This window comes from Bacteroides caecigallinarum (assembly GCF_021531075.1).
Taxonomy (GTDB): domain Bacteria; phylum Bacteroidota; class Bacteroidia; order Bacteroidales; family Bacteroidaceae; genus Phocaeicola; species Phocaeicola caecigallinarum_B.
In genome coordinates this window covers 45,784-65,053 of the sequence record NZ_JADYTJ010000006.1, presented here as the reverse complement: position 1 = coordinate 65,053, position 19,270 = coordinate 45,784, and the positions used below count along the sequence as shown (strand labels likewise).

Annotated in this window: 12 protein-coding genes; 6 read left to right on the top strand and 6 right to left on the bottom strand. The window is 45.8% G+C overall.

Translation table 11 applies throughout. The features are described from left to right. The first annotated feature begins 209 nt into the window (after nucleotides 1-209). The 6 genes from I6E11_RS03020 to I6E11_RS02995 all read left to right on the top strand — a co-directional run bounded on the left by I6E11_RS03020 (nucleotide 210) and on the right by I6E11_RS02995 (nucleotide 8,054). Nucleotides 210-1,907, top strand: a complete 1,698-nt coding sequence (locus tag I6E11_RS03020; protein ID WP_235336337.1) for a hypothetical protein — start codon at nucleotides 210-212, stop codon at nucleotides 1,905-1,907. 245 nt (nucleotides 1,908-2,152) lie between these two features. Next, complete coding sequence (locus tag I6E11_RS03015) at nucleotides 2,153-3,601, top strand: hypothetical protein (RefSeq protein ID WP_235336336.1); 1,449 nt, start codon at nucleotides 2,153-2,155, stop codon at nucleotides 3,599-3,601. Between the two features lie 95 nt (nucleotides 3,602-3,696). Next, entirely contained in the window at nucleotides 3,697-5,403 is a 1,707-nt protein-coding gene (locus tag I6E11_RS03010) for a hypothetical protein (protein ID WP_235336335.1), read from the top strand. 204 nt (nucleotides 5,404-5,607) lie between these two features. Beyond that, on the top strand, nucleotides 5,608-6,690 hold the full coding sequence (locus I6E11_RS03005; protein ID WP_235336334.1) for a hypothetical protein: 1,083 nt from the start codon (nucleotides 5,608-5,610) through the stop codon (nucleotides 6,688-6,690). A gap of 49 nt (nucleotides 6,691-6,739) precedes the next feature. Further along, nucleotides 6,740-7,276, top strand: a complete 537-nt coding sequence (locus tag I6E11_RS03000; protein WP_235336333.1) for a hypothetical protein — start codon at nucleotides 6,740-6,742, stop codon at nucleotides 7,274-7,276. A 253-nt stretch (nucleotides 7,277-7,529) separates the two neighbouring features. Then, nucleotides 7,530-8,054: a nitroreductase family protein gene (locus I6E11_RS02995; protein WP_154042852.1), complete on the top strand. Its 525-nt coding sequence runs from the start codon at nucleotides 7,530-7,532 to the stop codon at nucleotides 8,052-8,054. A gap of 67 nt (nucleotides 8,055-8,121) precedes the next feature. Here I6E11_RS02995 and I6E11_RS02990 read toward each other — a convergent pair whose 3' ends face one another. From I6E11_RS02990 to I6E11_RS02965, 6 genes are all read right to left on the bottom strand, one after another. After that, complete coding sequence (locus I6E11_RS02990) at nucleotides 8,122-8,568, bottom strand: hypothetical protein (RefSeq protein WP_154042851.1); 447 nt, start codon at nucleotides 8,566-8,568, stop codon at nucleotides 8,122-8,124. A gap of 265 nt (nucleotides 8,569-8,833) precedes the next feature. Beyond that, nucleotides 8,834-11,707: a PD-(D/E)XK nuclease family protein gene (locus I6E11_RS02985; protein ID WP_235336331.1), complete on the bottom strand. Its 2,874-nt coding sequence runs from the start codon at nucleotides 11,705-11,707 to the stop codon at nucleotides 8,834-8,836. Nucleotides 11,708-11,725: 18 nt separating this feature from the next. Then, nucleotides 11,726-14,974 (bottom strand): UvrD-helicase domain-containing protein, encoded by a 3,249-nt coding sequence (locus tag I6E11_RS02980; RefSeq protein ID WP_235336330.1) that lies wholly within the window; start codon nucleotides 14,972-14,974, stop codon nucleotides 11,726-11,728. Nucleotides 14,975-14,983: 9 nt separating this feature from the next. Then, a complete protein-coding gene (locus tag I6E11_RS02975) occupies nucleotides 14,984-16,126 on the bottom strand; it encodes a serine hydrolase domain-containing protein (RefSeq protein ID WP_235336329.1) in 1,143 nt (380 codons plus the stop codon). 267 nt (nucleotides 16,127-16,393) lie between these two features. Further along, nucleotides 16,394-17,035 (bottom strand): leucyl/phenylalanyl-tRNA--protein transferase, encoded by a 642-nt coding sequence (gene aat / locus I6E11_RS02970; RefSeq protein WP_235336328.1) that lies wholly within the window; start codon nucleotides 17,033-17,035, stop codon nucleotides 16,394-16,396. A gap of 6 nt (nucleotides 17,036-17,041) precedes the next feature. Then, a complete protein-coding gene (locus tag I6E11_RS02965) occupies nucleotides 17,042-19,264 on the bottom strand; it encodes an AAA family ATPase (protein WP_235336327.1) in 2,223 nt (740 codons plus the stop codon). Between the last annotated feature and the right edge of the window lie 6 nt (nucleotides 19,265-19,270).

The following is a 19,270-nucleotide window of genomic DNA, read 5'->3' as shown; positions in this document are numbered from 1 at the left end:
CAAATATATTCCTTTTCGTTTACTTATCCAATGTGTTAACAGGATAAAAGAGAAAAACAATGGTTCGTGTCTCCTGCCGTGCCGTTCATGTAAGCAGTGTCTATGTTCGTGTAAAGCAGGTTTATAACCTATTGCAAGTAAGTATATTAAATCTTATCTTTAAAGAGAAACGAAGTGTGTTCCTATTGTATTAACCTAATATTATAGTTATGAAAACGAAAATCTTCTACTTGGCAATGTACATTTTAGCGGTCCTCCCACTGATTACGGCGTGCGAAAGTGACGAACCGCCCGCTATCGACGAACCGACCGAGCAGACGCAACTCGCCACTCCGGTCGTCACAGTGAATGTGGACGGGGACGCAAAGACCATCATCGCCTCGTGGCAGGCGGTGGAGAATGCGGACAACTACTATTACAAGATTTCCGGCGACGAAACCCTGTACGAAACCGGGAAAACGCGCCTCGAACTCCAACCGTACAGTAAATTCGAGGGAGGCAGCCACTCCATCACGGTGCAGGCAGTCAGCAACGCCCAGCCCGATTTGTTCAGCCCTTCGGAGTGGGGCAAGGCTGACTTCACCGTCGGAAGCGCGAAGCTGCAGACACCCGAAGCACTGAATGCCGATGTGAATAAGGAAAGCTGCACCGTGACCGTCTCGTGGGCACCCGTCACGAATGCCGTTTCCTACCTCTACAAGATAGACGACGGGAAGGAAGTGCCCGTTGACGAACCCGGAATCAGCTTCAGCCTCTTCGACTACGCTCCGGGCGAGCACAGCGTGAGCGTCAAGGCACTGGCTGAAGGAGATGCTCCGACCGGACGCAGCGCAAGCGTCAAGGCAGTAACAGCGGTGGCATCGTCCGACTGGAGCGAGGTGTACACCTTCACCATCACCGACGAGCCGCTGCCCGGCGTGCTGGGCAACAAGCCGCTCGACCATGCACGCTTGGGCGACTTCTACCTCAACGACGGCTCCCTGCTGCGTGGCGACAGCGAGCTGAGCGCGGAACTGGCGGATGCCTGCATCGGCATTGTCTTCTACGCCGGAAGGCATGAGACCGACCGCTCCGACTATACCCGACCGCTCACCGCAGGCGGCCCCGTGCTGGGCGGTACCGTCCACGGCTATGTCGTATCGCTGACGCCTGTACCGACCCGATGGCATTTCTGTAAAGATAGAACTTATGATGTATGGGGTTATTGGGTCTACTCAAGCCGTTACAGAGTGTGCAACGCCACAAGCTACCAGGATCCATGGGGTTTTGGAAGCCCGGTATTGGCCGCCGACTATGAAACGCGACAAATGCATAATGCAATGTATATGGGTACCAGTAATAGCGAGGAAGATTTCAATGGCTATTACAACTGCATGGCTATGCTGGAATATCTGAAAGGCATGGGTTGTTGTCTTTGCCCACCCCTGGAAGTTGCCATCAACTATGGTAAAGAGAGCATTGGATGGATAAATTGGGATGACGGTTTAGTTGGTTATCATGAGCACCTTTGGGTAAAAAAAGATGAAGACTTTGATGAATGGCAACTTTCGCTCGCTGCTCCTCAGAATAGCAGCGGATGGTTCCTGCCATCTTACGGGCAAATAGCTTACGCCGCTGCTGGCTATCATTTGGGTCGTGACGATGTCTGGAAATTTATGGATGGACAATTCGAGAAAGTCAGGAACGCGACCACGAATGAAGGTTTGAAAGTCGAAGACAGAATACGTGCGGTTGAAAGGTATATTGATGATGATATTGATAGATGGATGGAAACTCCTTGGAGGGACTATAAAATTACCACCTCATCAGAAGAGATGAACGGCAGTGAGTCTTCCTTGCGCGAGTATCTTTATACTGGAGTACCGGGTGCGAGTAAGAATATGGTACGTCCTGTCCTGGCTTTCTGATTCTTGATTTCCCAAATTACAATAAATACCAACAGCATGAACATGTATCCCATACTATTGTTGACTGCCTGTCTCTCCGCCGGGGGCGGAAGTGCTTATCAATGAATATAACTTATAAAAGGTATGACATTATGAAAACGAAAATCTTCTACTTGGCAATGTACATTTTAGCGGTCCTCCCGCTGATGACGGCGTGCGAAAAGGAGGAACAGCCCTCCATCGGCCAGACGCAGCTTGCGACTCCGGTGGTTGCAGTTAAAATCGATGTTTACGCAAAGACCATCATCGTGTCATGGCAGGCGGTGGAGAATGCGGATAACTACCACTACAAGATTTCCGGCGACGAAATCTTGCACGGCACTCGGGAGACGAGCCTCGAACTCCTCCCTTTCAGTCAATTCTTGGAAGGCAACCATTCCATTATGGTTCAGGCTGTCAACACGTACGATCCGGAACAATTCATCGCATCGGAGTGGTGCAAGGTGGACTTCTCGGTTGAAAGCACGAAGCTTCGAGTGCCGGAGTCACTGAATTGCGATGTGGATAAGGAGAACTGCAGCGTTAACGTGTCGTGGACGCCTGTCGAGAATGCGTTTTCCTATCTTTATAAGATAGACGACGGCGAAGAAATAGCCGCTGCCGGCACCGAGGTCAGCTTCAGCCTGTTCGATTACACCCCGGGTGAACACTGCATGAGCGTCAGAGCCCTGGCCGAGGAAATGTCGCCCGATCACCTTGCTTCCGACTGGAGCGAGGCGTACTTCACCATCACCGACGAGCCTCTGCCCGGCATGCTGGGCAACAAGCCGCTCGACCATGCACGCTTGGGCGACTTCTACCTCAACGACGGCTCACTGGTGCGTGCCGACAGCAAATTGAGCGAGGGACAGGCTAATGCCTGCATCGGCATCGTGTTCTATTCCGGAAGACACGAGACCGACCAGTCCGACTATACCCAACCGCTCACCGCAGGCGGCCCCGTGCTGGGCAACACCGTCCACGGCTATGTCATGTCGCTGACGTATGTACCGACCCAGGCAGGAAGCAATTCAAATAAAAACGTTGTAGAGTTTAGTCATTGCAATGCCGTGAGAGCGGACGGAAGTCCTGACGGTGACAAGCGAAGTAAGCATCTTTATACGTGTAGGGGTACTTGCAGAAGCAGAGACGATTTCAACGGCTATTACAACTGCATGGCTATACTTAACTATGCTGCTACAGTTAATTGTTGCATTTTTCCGGCCCTGCATGTTGCCATCAACTATGGTAAAAGGGGATATAGAGTTGAGTACATAACTGAGAATGGATATGATTTTTGGAATTTAGTAGATGCCGGAGACGTTTACGACTGGCAACTTTCGCTCGCTGCTCCTCAGAATAGCAGCGGATGGTTCCTGCCATCTTACGGACAACTGTATTATTTCTATCCTAAAGATAGTTACAGTCCTTTGGTTCCCGCTGACAGGACATTTGTGAGAGGACAAATCGAAAAAGTCAAGAATGCGACCACACGAGAAGAATTGAAAGAACATATAGATCCACAGTATTATTCTTTTGCTATACATTCCTATTATTCCTCATCTGAGTTTATAAGGAATGATGGATATGGAGATTGTTATGTAGTAAACATTTACGGAGATGGATATTATGGTTACGGATGTTTAAACTATGTACGTCCTGTTCTGGCTTTCTAATTATTAATCTCCCCAAATATGATAAATATCAACAGCATGAACACTTCGGGGTGGAGGTGCTTATCAATGAATTAACTTATAAAAGGTATGACATTATGAAAACGAAAATCTTCTACTTGGCAATGTACATTTTAGCGGTCCTCCCGCTGATGACGGCGTGCGAAAGTGACGACCCGACCGCTATCGACGAACCGACCGAGCAGACGCAACTCGCCACTCCGGTCGTCACAGTGAATGTGGATATGAACGCAAAGACCATCATCGCCTCGTGGCAGGCGGTGGAGAATGCGGACAACTACCATTACAAGATTTCCGGCGACGAAACCCTGTACGAAACCGGGGAGACGCGCCTCGAACTCCAGCCGTACAGTAAATTCGAGGGAGGCAGCCACTCCATCACGGTGCAGGCAGTCAGTACCGCACAGCCCGATTTGTTCAGCCCTTCGGAGTGGGGCAAGGCAGACTTCACCGTGGAAAGCGCGAAGCTGCAGACACCCGAAGCACTGAATGCCGATGTGAATAAGGAAAGCTGCACCGTGACCGTTTCGTGGGCACCCGTCACGAATGCCGTTTCCTATCTCTACAAGATAGACGACGGGAAGGAAGTGCCCGTTTCCGAACCCGGAATCAGCTTCAGCCTCTTCGACTACGCTCCGGGCGAACACAGCGTGAGTGTCAAGGCACTGGCTGAAGGCGATGCTCCGACCGGACGCAGCGCGAGCGTCAAGGCGGTGACAGCGGTGGCATCGTCCGACTGGAGCGAGGTGTACACCTTCACCATCACCGACGAACCGCTGCCCGGCGTGCTGGGCAACAAACCGCTCGACCATGCACGCTTGGGCGACTTTTACCTCAACGACGGCTCCCTGCTGCGTGGCGACAGCGAGCTGAGCGCGGAACTGGCGGATGCCTGCATCGGCATCGTGTTCTATGCCGGAAGGCATGAGACCGACCAGTCCGACTATACCCGACCGCTCACCGCAGGCGGCCCCGTGCTGGGCAGCACCGTCCACGGCTATGTCGTATCGCTGACGCATGTACCGAACCAATGTCATGTTACCTATGATCCGGAAGATGAGCCCTTAATTAGTGAATGGTGGAACTACGCCCGGTGGTGCAACGCCTTAAGGGAAGACAAAAATTTTGGTTTGACAAGAGACAGTGGCACGCGAAAAGAGCATGAGGGAGCATATATGGGTACCATCGATAGCGAGGATGATTTCAACGGCTATTACAACTGCATGGCTATGCTGGAATATATAGCCGCTACAAACCATGCTTGTTGTGAATACCCTGCCTTGACACTTGCCATCAACTATGGTAAAAAGAGTTTTGGATGGAAAGATACATATCATGGTGAAACAGGGTATCATCAAGACCTTTTGGTCAAAATAGATATCGGAGACGTTTACGACTGGCAACTTTCGCTCGCTGCTCCTCAGAATAGCAGCGGATGGTTCCTGCCATCTTATGGACAAATAGCTTACGCCGCTGCTGGATATAATGATGATGAATGGGGTATGGTCATAATGAGTGTCTGGAAATTTATGGATGGACAATTCGAGAAAGTCAAGAACGCGACCACGCGAGAGGATTTGAAAGAATATATACGTGCGGTTCGTAGATATGTTTCTCAGGAAACTATAAATGACCCAAATGATCCGGCTTGGAATGACAGACAAATATGGGAATATCGTCAAATCTACACCTCAACTGAAGCGAAGGGCTATCGGTATTATCAGCGCAAATATGGAGATAGAGGTTCCAAAGGCAATTATGTGCGTCCTGTCCTGGCTTTCTGATTCTTGTTCTCCCAAATTATAAATAACAACAGCATGAACATGTATCCCATACTATTGTTGACTGCCTGTCTCACCGCCGGGTGCGGAGGGGCAGGAGGAAGCGAAAGCGCTGCCGAGGGGACGACCCCGGCAGGGACGGACGAGCGCAAGCCCACCGCAACGGTGTACAACGAGACAAGGACGGTCAGCCTGAAGGATCCCTATATGCAGAACGCCCAGGTGCTCACCATCGAGTGCCTGCCCGGCTGGCAGCTGGTGGGGAGGGTGGACTTGGAGGACTTCCAGCAGGCGAACGGGTCGGTCAACACCCAAATCAAGGGGAGCGACGGGGCGAGGAAGCTGGGCTTCTACTCCGAGGCGATCCGCTCTTACTACGACGAGAACGACGGTGTGGCTACCGGACAACGCCACCCCCTGCTGCGCAGCATGAAGCGGCCCTACACCACCGCCGAAGACTACCTGCAATACGTGGTAAGGACGCAGTTTCCCCATGCACGCTCCATCGAACTGAAGGATGTGCAGACTTACGACAAGCTGCCGGACGCGATGAGACAATACGCTGACAAATACGGCCAAATACTCCTGCGGAATTTCCAACAGGGTCTGGCCAACTCGGTGATGGGCAGCAGCTTCGCCAACATACTCGGAGCCAAGGCGGATGCGGCGGCCATCGGCTGTGTCATCAAGCTGGAGAACGGCGAGGAGCTGTATCACATGGCAACCGCCTTCTTCTTTATCCTCGACGTGCGGATGCCCTACGGCACGATGCGCACCATCGACCGCCGCATGTGGAACGTGCTTGAGCTGACCACCTACACGGCTGCCGATGAAAAGAGTCTGGACACGGCGGGCGGTGAAGCCTCGCGCATGAAGGCGTCGATTCGGGTCAACCCGCAGTACATGCAGGCCATCGCCGCCATACAGCAGGCGGGCATCGAGCGAATCAAGCAGAATGTGCGGGCGGGCATCATCCGCAACCAGCAGCAGGCTGCCCGCATCAGCGAGCAGCTCCGGCAGAATGCCGCCGAAATCAGCGACATACAGAAGTCCATGTACGAGAGCACCAGTGCCATGCAAGACCGCGTGACGCAACTGCACAGCGAGGCCATACGGGGCGTGAACCCATACGTGAGCAGCGACGGCACGGTGGTGGACATTCCCATCGGCAGCGGCACGCAGGTGTGGAGCACTTCGGATGCGGGTACCATCCTGTCGTCGGACAGCTACTTCTTCAATCCCAACATCGGGTCAACCATCGAGTACCAGCAGATGCAACTGCTGCGCTGACGGCATGGAAGCGGATGACACTTGTTTAACCCTTAAATAATAACGAATTATGAGACGAATGATTATGTGGGCCATCGGCCTGTTAGTGATGGTATCGGCAGCCAATGCCCAGTTGAAAAAAGGAGACCTCCTCGTTGGTGGAAACATCGGTTTGACGTTGGACATCGGTAGTACGGAAGTTGTAAGCGGATGGGGAGTAGTTAGAAGCAGTACGGACGTAGATGTGACATTTTCTCTTTCTCCGGGTGTCAACTATATGCTTACTGACAATTGGTATGTAGGTGGAGAATTAGGATTGTCAGTTGCACCTGGTGGAGCAAGCATATTTGCCATAGGGCCTTGTGGAGGTTATTACGTTCCGTTCAACAAGACGATTGGAATGATGAATACTCTAAGTATGGGGTTCGGAGTAGCCGAAAATGCATTTGCTTTCTCATTTGGATATACACCTGGACTGCTTATTTCCCTTTCCAGTAAGACATATCTTACTACGTCACTTGGGGCATTGGGATATAACTCCGGACAGAAATCCTTCTCCATTAATTTGCTGAGGGGAGCTTCGTTAGGATTTGTCTATGTGTTCTGATTATGAAAGCCAATTCATTTCCCTCGATATAATCAAACCTGTAGTTCAGGAATAGTATTAAGGTGTAAAGAGCGGTAACAAAGCCTCGATTTCTATCTTTTCAATTCCTCTCTGTTGCGGTTTTTCCGTCATGGAGAGGATTTTTTATAGAAAATAAATTTTATTATTGTCTGAATGTATAATATGTCGTGCTTTTGACTAATTTTGTTGACGATGATTTCAATCTTGGTATTAACATAAAAATTATACGGATATGAATAACGAATTTTTGGAGATTATAAAGACTCGTCGCAGTTGCCGTCAGTATAAGGCTGAGCAGATTACTGACGAAGAATTGAAAGCAGTGTTGGAAGCCGGTACATACGCGCCTACATCAAGAGGCATGCAGTCGCCTTACATTGTAGCTGTGCAGAATGATGATATAAGAAAGAAATTGGCTGGAATGAATGCCCGTGTGATGGGGGTTACCACTAACCCATATTATGATGCACCTACATACGTCCTAGTATTTACTCCTGCAAATGCCAATAATCCTATACAGGATGGTAGTTGCGTATTGGAGAATATGATGCTTGCTGCCCACGCAATAGGGCTTGCAAGTTGTTGGATTCATAGGGAAAGGGAAATGTTTTCTACGGATGAAGGAAAGAAACTGATGGAAAGTTTCGGATTGCCTGAAGGACTTGTTGGAATTGGAGCTCTTGCCTTAGGATATCCTGCAAAATCGGCTGATGCTCCTAAGCCCCGTAAAGTGGATTACTACAGGGTTATAAAGTGATACACTATAAGATATAATAAAAGCCATGGCTGAATCAATGTCTGATTATGCCATGGCTTTGTTGTTTTTATAAATTAACGTCAGCCATCTCGCCTCCTTTTTTCGCTCTGTATGTATCTTTAGGTTCTATAAATGATGTAAACTCAACTTGTATATATTCACTGGTCTTCGTGAATTCAATTTCACCAATTTTTTCTCCTTTGCTATTTTTTATAACATCTGATGGAATTTTAGTGAATGTTCCGTTCCATTCTACGATTGGAACATTTAATCTTGAATTTGCTGCTGCCCAATCTTCATACGTACAATTAAAGGTATATCCGGAACTATTCTTTGATATTGTTATTTTTGTTTCTCCTGTATCTTCTGAACCACCGATATATAAACCTGTTATATCATCGTCTTCTGTTACTTCTTCTGTGCTACAACCTACAAAGCCTGCTGCCATGGCCAAACATAACACTAAATAAAAAGCTCTGCTTTTGATTGATTCGATTAATGTTCTTGTTTTCATAAGATTTGTGTTTTTAACTGTTATCATGATACAAAATTAAGTTATATATATGAACAAAAAAAGAGACTGCCGGGGAAAATTGCAGTCTCTTGTTCTTTAGGGACAAACTCTTTTGTCTCTCTGACTTACTTACTTTCACAAGCTTGAAGTCAGGATATATAAATCTATTACTATGAAAAACATGCGAATATAACCATATTCCGTGATATATGCATTATAAAAGCTCGGAAAACTGCCTTAAATTAACAGTAATTATATCAAAATGTTATTTCTTACACAAATCTTTATAATCACAGTACTGACATTTTTCTTCAATTTCTGTTTGAGAGAAACTTGTTTCAGGATTGAAAATTTCCTCTAAAAGAATGTTAAGATCTTCACGGAATTCATCTTCATGGATGCTGAAATCATCTACGTCTTCTCTTTTTCTGGCCTCTCCCATCTGTACTACTGGTGAGTAGCTTTCCGATGCCGCCTTGTGTATATATAGCAGAGAAGGAGCAACCTTTAACGGATTGTTTTTCTCTCTCAGTTTCTTGCAGACGATTGATGCGTACATAAATGTCTGGAATATGTAGTTAGATCTTTTCTTGTCTTGGATGAACAGTGACTTTACGTCAGGTGGACACTGTGCGTCACCGCCAGTTTTGTAGTCCACTATTCGCAAAGTATTGTCTTTAGTATCCATACGGTCTATTATACCACCAATTCTGGATTTGATTACGCCTTTCGGAGTTTTGATATCAATTTCTTCATCTACGAATTTCTCTGAAGCAGTAAATGTGAAAGGAGCATATCTCAGGTCATTTCTTAACAGCTGTTTTATGTATCTCAGAATTACTGCAGAGTTTATGAGCTGCAATCCGTTGTACTCGGGGCGTTCTGTCAGAGGTATATTGAAGAACAGTTCCTTGAAACCGTTGTCAACATATTCCTGGAGTTTTACATCGTTTTGCAAAAGCTTTTCAAGAGAGTTGCAATCTATCACTTTTCCGTGTGCGGTAAGGTCCTTGTAGATATGTTCGGCGGCGTAATGGAATATACTTCCGAATTTGGCTGAATCTATCTCTGCACTTACTTCGTCAGGTGCGGTCAGCAATGCTACATATTTGTAATAAAATTTCAGATTGCAGTCTATGTATGTATTGAGTGCAGAAGGTGACAGAATAGCCTTTTTGTTTACTCTCGTATCGAAAACACTTTGCATTCGCTTCATTATCTCCGGAGTCTTCTTGATTTCAATCTTTTCGGTACCCTGTGGTGATTGGGCGGCCTCCAGTCTTTCACGTTTGATGTCGAATCCCCATTCAATTAGGAACTGAAGCATGAAGCGTGACATCTCTCCCCGGTTTATTCCGTCGCTTGATGTGTTGAAAAGAAGGGTTACCTTTTCGGCTCTTTGCAGCAGTCTGTAGAAGTAATATGCAAAAACGGCTATCTTATGGTCTATAGTAGTCATGCCGAATGCCTTTCTGATATTGTATGGGATAAACGAGGCATCGCTTCCACTTTTAGGCAGTTGTCCTTCGTTTACGGAAAGCATTACTATGTTTCTGAAGTCAAGATTTCGGGTTTCGAGTACTCCCATCACCTGCATACCTATTGCCGGCTCACCGTGGAACGGAATGTTGGCCGACTGTATGACGCGTGAGAGTAGGCGCTTGAATGTACTTTGGCTCACATCAAGGTCGCCTTCATCAATCAGAGAACTGAATCGGTTTACCATGGTATATGCTTTGAACAACGCTTCGCGATACAGTTGGTCAAGAGCTGTATCCATAGTAGCTGATTTCTTCTGATATATGGCTGCTACCTGTTTCAGTATTGTAGAAATCATCTGACAGATAGCATGGTTGCTGTTGCAAGGCGTGAATATGGTTTCTGTAGTTTCGTCCTTTTTCAGTTCCGAAGGAAGAGGGTAGAAGCGGTTGTCGTGGATAAGAGATTTCTCCAACTTCTCTGCTTCCTCGCTCAGGAGTTGTGTGTATGGATGTTTAAGAACACTCAAGACTTCGGCAAACAGGAACCTGCCGTTTGACGGATTGTAACCTGAAGTGTGAAGTTCAATAAGCGAGTTGATAAAGCTGCAAGCAGGAGTCTGCGACAATGGAAATCCCATTGTTATATTGATATGACGTATATTTTCTGGCAGAGAATGCAGTACAGGTTGTAGTAAAGATTCGTTACATAATACTACGGCTGTCTCCTTTTCTTCTTCCGTAAGGTTTGTTCTTATCCATTGCGGAAGATACCTTGCCTGACCATTTTCGGTAGGCGATTCAATATATGTAATATCTTTATGGGAGTTCAGATTGTTGAATACAGATGGTGGAAGTTCCGATGGAAAATCCCTTAGGTTGCGCTTTATGAATTCACCTGCCTCGTGAGGGTGCTTGTTGAGATAGAAATTGTCGTAATCCCAATAGAACATAGCCTTTCCAGCCTTATCAAGTTTCTTGAACAGAGTATGTTCCACCTTATTCAGCACGTTGAATCCCACGAAGACATATCTATCGTAAGGGAGTTTGTCAATATCCATAGATTCTGTTACTTCTCTGTACATCATACCCTCGTAAGCTATGCCCTGTTCGCAAAGTACGGCCTTGAATTCGGTATATATTTCTCCTAGTACGTCCCATATGTTGATAAATCGTTGTTTCAATTCTGTAACCTTGTCGATGGAGAAATTCTTGAAGAACTGGCTCAATGCTTCTTTCTGTCCTTCTTCCAGAAATTCGTACCCATTGTCGTTAAGTTCGTTCAGATCCTTGATATTGCGGAACATGGCTTCAGTGTCCACCATATTCTTGTCCGCATCGTCAAAGTCGCTTATAAGAAGTTCACCCCAGAAGTAGAAGTCGTCTAGCGATTCCTTGCTGCCGGTTATGTTTACAAACACCTTATAGAGTTCACATACAAGTTTTACGGGGTCACCAATCTGTAGGTCTGATACCTTGCGGAACAGTTCGCCTATACTTATATATGCGGGCGACCATATAGGTCTGTCAGTTTCCGATGCCAGATATTCATTGAAGAACAGTCCTGCTCTCTTGTTCGGGAAGACAATGGCCGTACGGGCAAAGTCGCCGTTTGTCTTCGTATATAAATCGTGAGCTACAAGCTTTAGAAAAGTTTCCATTTCTTTTTAAATAAATCGTTACACATTCTCAAGTTCTCCGGAATAGACATACCATATATATCCTTTTATGTCAGTATATCCCATTTCCGATAGCAGGGACATATACTCTCTGACTTGTGTGGAGTATTCCGGCTTTTTCTTTCCGAACTTGAAATCTACCACAACTACATCTTTTCCCTTCATCATAACGCGGTCCGGTCGTCTGGTCTGCATCTTTCCCTGTTCATCATTATAGATTATGGAACATTCGTTATACAATGTCCATTCTCCACTATACCAGTCCTTCACTTCATCAAGGTTTAATGCTTTTTCTGCTATCTCATATATCTCTTGGGCTTTCTCTGCCGATTCTATTACACCTTCAAACAGAAGTCTTTCTATGGCGGCAGTCAAATCTTCCTTCGTATCGATAGATGCAAAAAGAGTATGTAGCAGCTGTCCCTGTCTGATATATTGCGAACGAAGATTTTCTTCCTCATCCTCATCGCCTCTGATGAAATCGGCAGAACGGTTGGACTGCTTAAAGTCAATCTCCGTTTCAAGTGATTCAATCTTTACGTTTACAGCGTCAGGTATGGCTACAAGTCTGTTTGTGGAATCTGATTTTTTCTTTTCGCCGCTAATACAGATTTCTCCGTATTCATATACGATAGGTTCGTCGTTTTCTTCCTTATTCTCTTCGTCTTCCTCATCAAGTTCAGGCATGTTGCATGTCATTTTTATTTCTTTCATGCAGTCCATTGATTCTCTCAGCAATTTTGATACGGTATCTTTCTGCTCGTCCTTGCACCACACTATCAGGTTCTTGCATGCACGTGTGAATGCAACATAGAGCAGGTTCAGATTATCTACCCACAGTTGCAGACGTTCTTCTCTGTAGCTGTCGCTGAAATATGATTCTGCCATGGCAGATGAATAGTTCACAGGAGTAAGGTCAAGTTCGCAGAACGGTTCCTTGTCGGCATCCGCTTCGTTTATCCGGCACCACAACATGTGGTTATATGTCTCATTCTCCATCTTCCAGTCACAGAACGGTAGTAACACGGTGTGATATTCCAGGCCTTTCGATTTGTGGATTGAAAGGATTCTGATACCTGATATTTCGCCCGACGGGATAGTCTTTGCGTAAAGAGTATCGTTCCAGTATGTCAGGAATGAGGTCAGTTCCGAAGAGTTGTTCTGCATATATTCAGTCACCGCATCATAGAAGGCACAGAGATAGGCATCCTGTTCTTCTATCATATCCATACGGAAAATCACGAACAGTTTCTCAAGAAGCTCATACAACGGCATAAGACTCATCTCCGGCAGCATAAGACGGAACTCGGCAGGTAGATAATCCTCAACGCTATTCAGAAGTACAGTGTTGTAATCCACGTCCTTTTTGAGGATTTCCTTCTGATAAGCTACAGCCAGTCTTGCACAGGCTATTCTGTCAGTAGGTTCGGATATATACCTCAGTCCGTCGATGAGCATACACACCGCAAGCGAAGCGTCAAGCCGGAAAGCCTCGTCCGAAACAACGCGGTATGGAGTATTCTTGTCGAAGTAATCGGCTATGGCAGGTATGCTTTTGTTCTTTCTCACCAGGATGGCAATGTCATTCACTCTGACACCTTTCTTGACTAGTGAGTCAACCTCCTCTGCCAGCAGTTCCATAGTGGTATCTGTGTATGGATATTCCTCGCTGTTTTTCAGGAATGATAGTTTGATATATCCTTTCTTAGTATCCTTTGATGTTTTCTGGCGGACATCGTTGTACGCGTCAAGCAGTTGTGTACAGTCTTCGCCCTCATCAGCCTTGTATCTTTCGTTCAGAACCTTACAGGCAGATGTAAATATATCATTGTTGAATGCTATGATGTTAGCCTCACTTCGCCAGTTTGTATCCAGCGTTTTCGAATTCAGGCGGAAACTTCTGTCCTTGTCCAGTCCGGCTAGAATCTTCCAGTCGCCGTTTCTCCAGCGGTAGATACTTTGCTTTATATCGCCCACTATCATACTGCCTTCCTTCTGTGAGAGACTCTCTTCAAGCAGAAGATGGAAGTTTTCCCATTGCATACGTGATGTGTCCTGAAACTCGTCTATCATCACGGTGTCTATTGTAGTACCTATTTTCTCATATACGAAAGAGGCGTCACCTTCTCTGATGATACTGTGGAGCAGCGCATTGGTATCCGAAAGGAGGAAACGGTTATGATTAAGGTTCTGTTCCCTTACCTCGCTGTCTATACGCATGAGCAATTGCAGATTGTTGAGATATCGGAGCGACATGTCGCACGAGTTCAGCACCTTGTTGCTTGACATCCTTGTGTTCTCCGCGTCATTAAGTACCTGTATCAGCACTTGGTTTGCAAGTGAGATAATGGTATCCTTGTATGGCGAAGTCTTGGTAGTCCAGTTTTCCGCACCTTCCAGGCATTTTTCTACTGTGGAATTTCGTACATCATTACTCAGTTTCCCCGATGCTATCTTGTTGAAATAGCTTCCTATGCCGCGAGCACCGTTTTTCAAGTCGGCAGGTGTAAGCCCGTTGGCATTCAGAATTTCCTGAAAGTGTTCGTTGAATCCTTTCATTGTGTCAAGTATGGATTCGCGTTTTTCCTGGAGTTTTTTCCTGTATTGCGGAATAAACTTAGTGTCCTTCAGCTTCTCACGTAATGCCACGCCTTTTTCTATATATGCCTCGTCAAAGATATTGCGACCGAAACCTTTAATTTCGGAAGATACATTCCATCTTTTGTCGTCGGCTATTCTTTCTTCTATATATTCAAGCAGCCAGTAGAGGGTAGGCGACATGCGGTCCAGTTTCTCAATCATACTATCTACGGCATCACTCAACACATCGCCGTTATTCAGTTCTATGGTCATATTGGCGCCGAGCTCAAGCTCGCGTGCAAGATTCCTCATCACCGACTGGAAGAATGAGTCGATAGTCTCTATTCTGAAACGGCTGTAGTCGTGGATTATATTCTTCAGTGCAGTGTCAGCAGCTTTCCTTATTTCGTCAACGCTTTTATTTGAGGTCTTCATTATCTCTTTCAGATAGCCGTCCGAGGATTTAAGTGAAGTGGCGATACCGTACAGCTGACTGAGGATTCTTTCCTTCATCTCTGTAGTAGCCTTGTTGGTGAAAGTAACTGCCAGAATACGTCTGTATGAGTAGGGATCTTCTATCAGTTGCCTGATATATTGCACAGCCAGGGTGAAAGTCTTTCCCGAGCCTGCCGAAGCCTTATATACTAATAGTCTTGGGTCCTGTTCCATATAGAATGGTTATTGTTGTAAAATTTTTTCAGCTATTTCCATATATCTTATTATGTCCGTAGTGAGTTCCTTGACATACTCTCTCGAACGTTTATGTCCGAGGCGAACCACTATGGCATTCTTCGAAGGTATGGCTATGATATATTGTCCCAGCATACCTCTGAAGTACGGACATTTCTCTCCTTTGTAGTCCATAATCCATGTCTGGTAGCCATAATATGAAAGCGGGTCTTTGCCCCACTGGTCTTTCAGATATGATGCCGGTGTCATGGCCTCTTCAATATATTCCTTGCTGACAAGTTGCCTTCCGTTCCAGTTTCCTTTGTTCAGCATCAGACGTCCGAATCTTGCGGCATCCCTTGCTGTAGTATGGAAGCAGCAGAATGATTTTTCATCACCGTTCTTCTTGTCGAGTAGCCAGAAAGCATCCTGTCCTGCCATCATCGGTTGCCAGAGCTTCTTCTCTGCATATTGGCTGATGGTTTCGCCAGTTGCCGCTTCAAGAACAAATGACAGCAGCTGTGTCTCACCGCTTCTGTAGGAATACTGAACTCCCGGAGTATCTACTATATCAAGGCCCATGATTAGTTCGTAGAGGTCGTTGCCGTAATATCCGTGCGTGGTTACAGAGAAAAGTGAAGCGTAGGCTTCGTCCCAGTCCATTCCGGCGCTCATTGTAAGCAGGTTTCTGATTGTGATGTCCTTTTGCCTTCCACGGTTATATTCAGGGATATATTTCACTACCTTATCGTCCACACTGCCTATTTTACCCTCGTCTATGGCTATTCCCACAAGTAGTCCCACTATGCTTTTAGTGGCAGAAAACAGGTTTGAAGTCAGAGTGTCGTTCCATCCTCCGCGATAAGTCTCGTACAGAATACTGTCATTTTTTATTACCAAGAAAGATACCGTTTTCATATCGTCTATGTACGCCGAATCCTCCTTTGAGAGCTGGAAAGAATTGTAATCCTCCGAGACAGCCCATTCCCAACAGGAATCGGGCGCATGAACAGTGGCATGTTCGAAAATACCTAGGTCGTCAATAGTGGGAAACCAGTGGATCAGTGCCTTTTTGGCATAGAAAGGCAGGCACAGATACGCTATAATTATGGCAATAGGTATCGCTATGAGAATTTTTTTCCCTGTTTTCATAATTTTTTTTGTTTATGATCGAACAAAAGCTATAGTTCCTCTGTTATATATTTTGAAAGTTATACAAAAGCTTAATATTCTTGTTTGGTTTTATGTTGGAGTTATGTTTTTAATTCCTCATTGATTAAAAGTCCGTCAGTGTTTGTGAAAATGCTGACGGATTTTCTTTTTGGTTATGCATTAATTTTAAATGGTGTTTAAACGGTATTTAAATACTGTTTAAATGATATTTAAACTCCATGATTGTGTAACTCTTCGCAATAAAATCTATTCCTGCGAAAGAATATCCATATACTCCTCGTACGATATATATCTTCCTCCCATTGATTTCAGATGCGGAGTCTCAAACTGGCAGTCTATCATCAGTCCGCCTCGTTCTTCAAGAAACCGTGCCAGATATATAAGTGCAAGCTTCGAAGCATTTGGTACGAGCGAGAACATACTTTCGCCGAAGAAACATCTTCCCAAAGCTACACCATAAAGTCCACCCACCAGTTTATCATCCTCCCATACTTCTACACTTGCGGCAAACTGCTGTTCGTGCAGTCTGATATAGGCTTCCGTCATCTCCGGACCAAGCCATGCACCTTCCTCGTCCTCGCGCAACTTTCCGCAGTGGCGTATCACATCCTCAAATGCTTCGTTGATGCTTATTCTGTATTTGTCTTTGTTTATCAATGTACGCATGGAGTGCGACACATGTATCTCCGAAGGAAAGATTACGAATCTTTGCATCGGACACCACCATTCTATGACCTGTCTCTTGAAGGCATACCACGGGAAAATCCCGTAAGAGTATGCCAGCAGCAGTCTGTCTATGGACAAATCACCACCTATGGCAAGTAACCCGTCCGGCTCCCCCAAATGAGGATCCGGAAAGGCTAGTCTTTTACTTAACTTGAATACCATGCCTTATCACTTTTTCAGGGTTATGGCAGGGATGTTATTCTCTATGTTTACTATGGCATGACCCCCGTTCTTAAGTTTGCCGAAAAGCATTTCCTTTACGAACAGCGGTTTCAGGTGATGGCCTATCACTCTGTCCATTTCGCGGGCACCGTATTCCTTTGTTATACTCTTTTTTAGCAGCCATTCCTTGGCATCGGCACCCATTTCCATAGTAACCTTGTTTGCCTCAAGTTTCGCACTGAATTCCCTCAGTTTCTTTTCTAGGATTAGTTGAGCCATGTTGCTGTCCATATCGTTGAACACCACAGTGGCAGAGAGTCTGTTCAGGAACTCCGGCTTGAATGTCTTCTTAACCTGTTTCAGCATCGAATCGCCGGCTGTGGCCTGTCCCTTGAATCCTATCGAAGCCTGATGTGCATATTGTGCTCCCGCATTCGATGTCATGATCAGTATAAGATGACGGCAGTCTGATTTGCGTCCCTTGTTGTCGGTCAGCACGGCATAGTCCATCACCTGCAGCAGTATGTTGAATATATCCGGATGAGCCTTTTCTATCTCGTCTAGCAGCAGAACGCAGTTCGGAGTTTTGCGTATGGCGTCTGTCAGGAGTCCTCCTTCTTCGTAGCCCACATATCCCGCAGGCGAGCCGATAAGCTTCGCAACAGTATGTTTCTCCGAATACTCACTCATGTCGAACCGTACCAGACCGATACCGAGTTCAGCGGCAAGAACCTTTGCTATTTCAGTCTTACCCACGCCGGTAGGACCCACAAACAGAAGGCTCGCTATAGGCTTGTTGTCGTCATTCAGTCCGGCTTTCGACATCATTACAGCTTCCGTCACCTGAGTGATGGCCTGGTCCTGACCGTAGATAAGTGCTTTCATTTTGGCCGGCAGATGTTCCAGTTCCGTATTGTCTTCCTTGGCAGTGATGGATTCTATCTTGCACATTCTGGCAAGGATATCCGAAATAAGCTCTTTTGTAACGATATTTTTATCTTTTCCGTCGTTGTGGATTTCCCTGTATGCACCGGCCTCGTCTATCAGGTCGATAGCCTTGTCTGGCAGGAACTTGTCCTTGATATATTTGTCGCTCATGCTTACGGCATACTCTATCACTCCTTTACGGTACTTCACGTTGTGGAATGTTTCGTATCCCTTAATAAGTCCCTTTATAATCTTTATGGTATCGTCTATGCTTGGCTCCAGTATGTCTATTTGCTGGAAGCGTCTTACCATACCCTTGCTTCCGGCAAAGTATTTATTGTATTCTTCATAAGTGGTTGACCCAATGAATTTTATGTTTCCTCCTTCAAGGTACGGTTTAAGCATGTTCGATGCGTCAAGCGAGCCGTCGCTGGTCCTTCCTGCACCTATAAGATTATGGATTTCGTCAATGTAGATGATGGCTTTGCCCTCTTTCTCTGCTCCAAGCATAATACCCTTCAGCCTTTTTTCAAATTCTCCGCGGTACTGTGTCCCGGCAATGATGCCACCAAGATCGAGTTCGTATATGCGATAGCCTTGCAGTTTTTCGGGCACGTTGCCTTTCTCTATTCTTTCTGCCAGACCATAGATAAGAGAAGTCTTTCCCACACCCGATTCGCCTATATGCAGAGGATTGTTCTTTTCCTTGCGGCACAGAACTCTGATAGTCTTTTCAAGCTCCTCTTCTCTTCCTATAAGCGGATTATGGCTTTCCAGATTGTCGTTTATGCAGGTGACATAGTTTTTCCAAGTCTCGTTTTTCTCATATCCGTGTTCATGATCCAGAAGGTCATCATAGTCGAAACTGTATTCATCAATCAGCATGCTGGTAAACTCTGCAATATCATCCTTCAATGCATTTTTAAGAATATATGCAGCCCATGAATCTGTCAGCTCAAGCATTCCCTGTACCAGATGGGGAACATCTATCTCGTTCGCTCCTGAGAAAGAAACAATCATGTGTGCCTTGATGAAAATCTCTGCCATCTGTGTAGAGTTTTCGGGTTCATATTGTGTACCTTCGGGCAGAACCTCGAATTTGGTATTCAACACTTCCTTTATGCTCTTTTCCAATTTGGTGATACTGCAAGCCATATCTTCCAGTGCATAAACGAATTCATCCTGTTGCAATAGGGCATACAGAAGATGTTCGGGAGTGACAAACTCATGCCTCCTGAACTTGGCTTCCGTATGTGCAACTTCCAATGCTTTATTTACGTGTTTAGTATATTTCAAGTCCATATTATA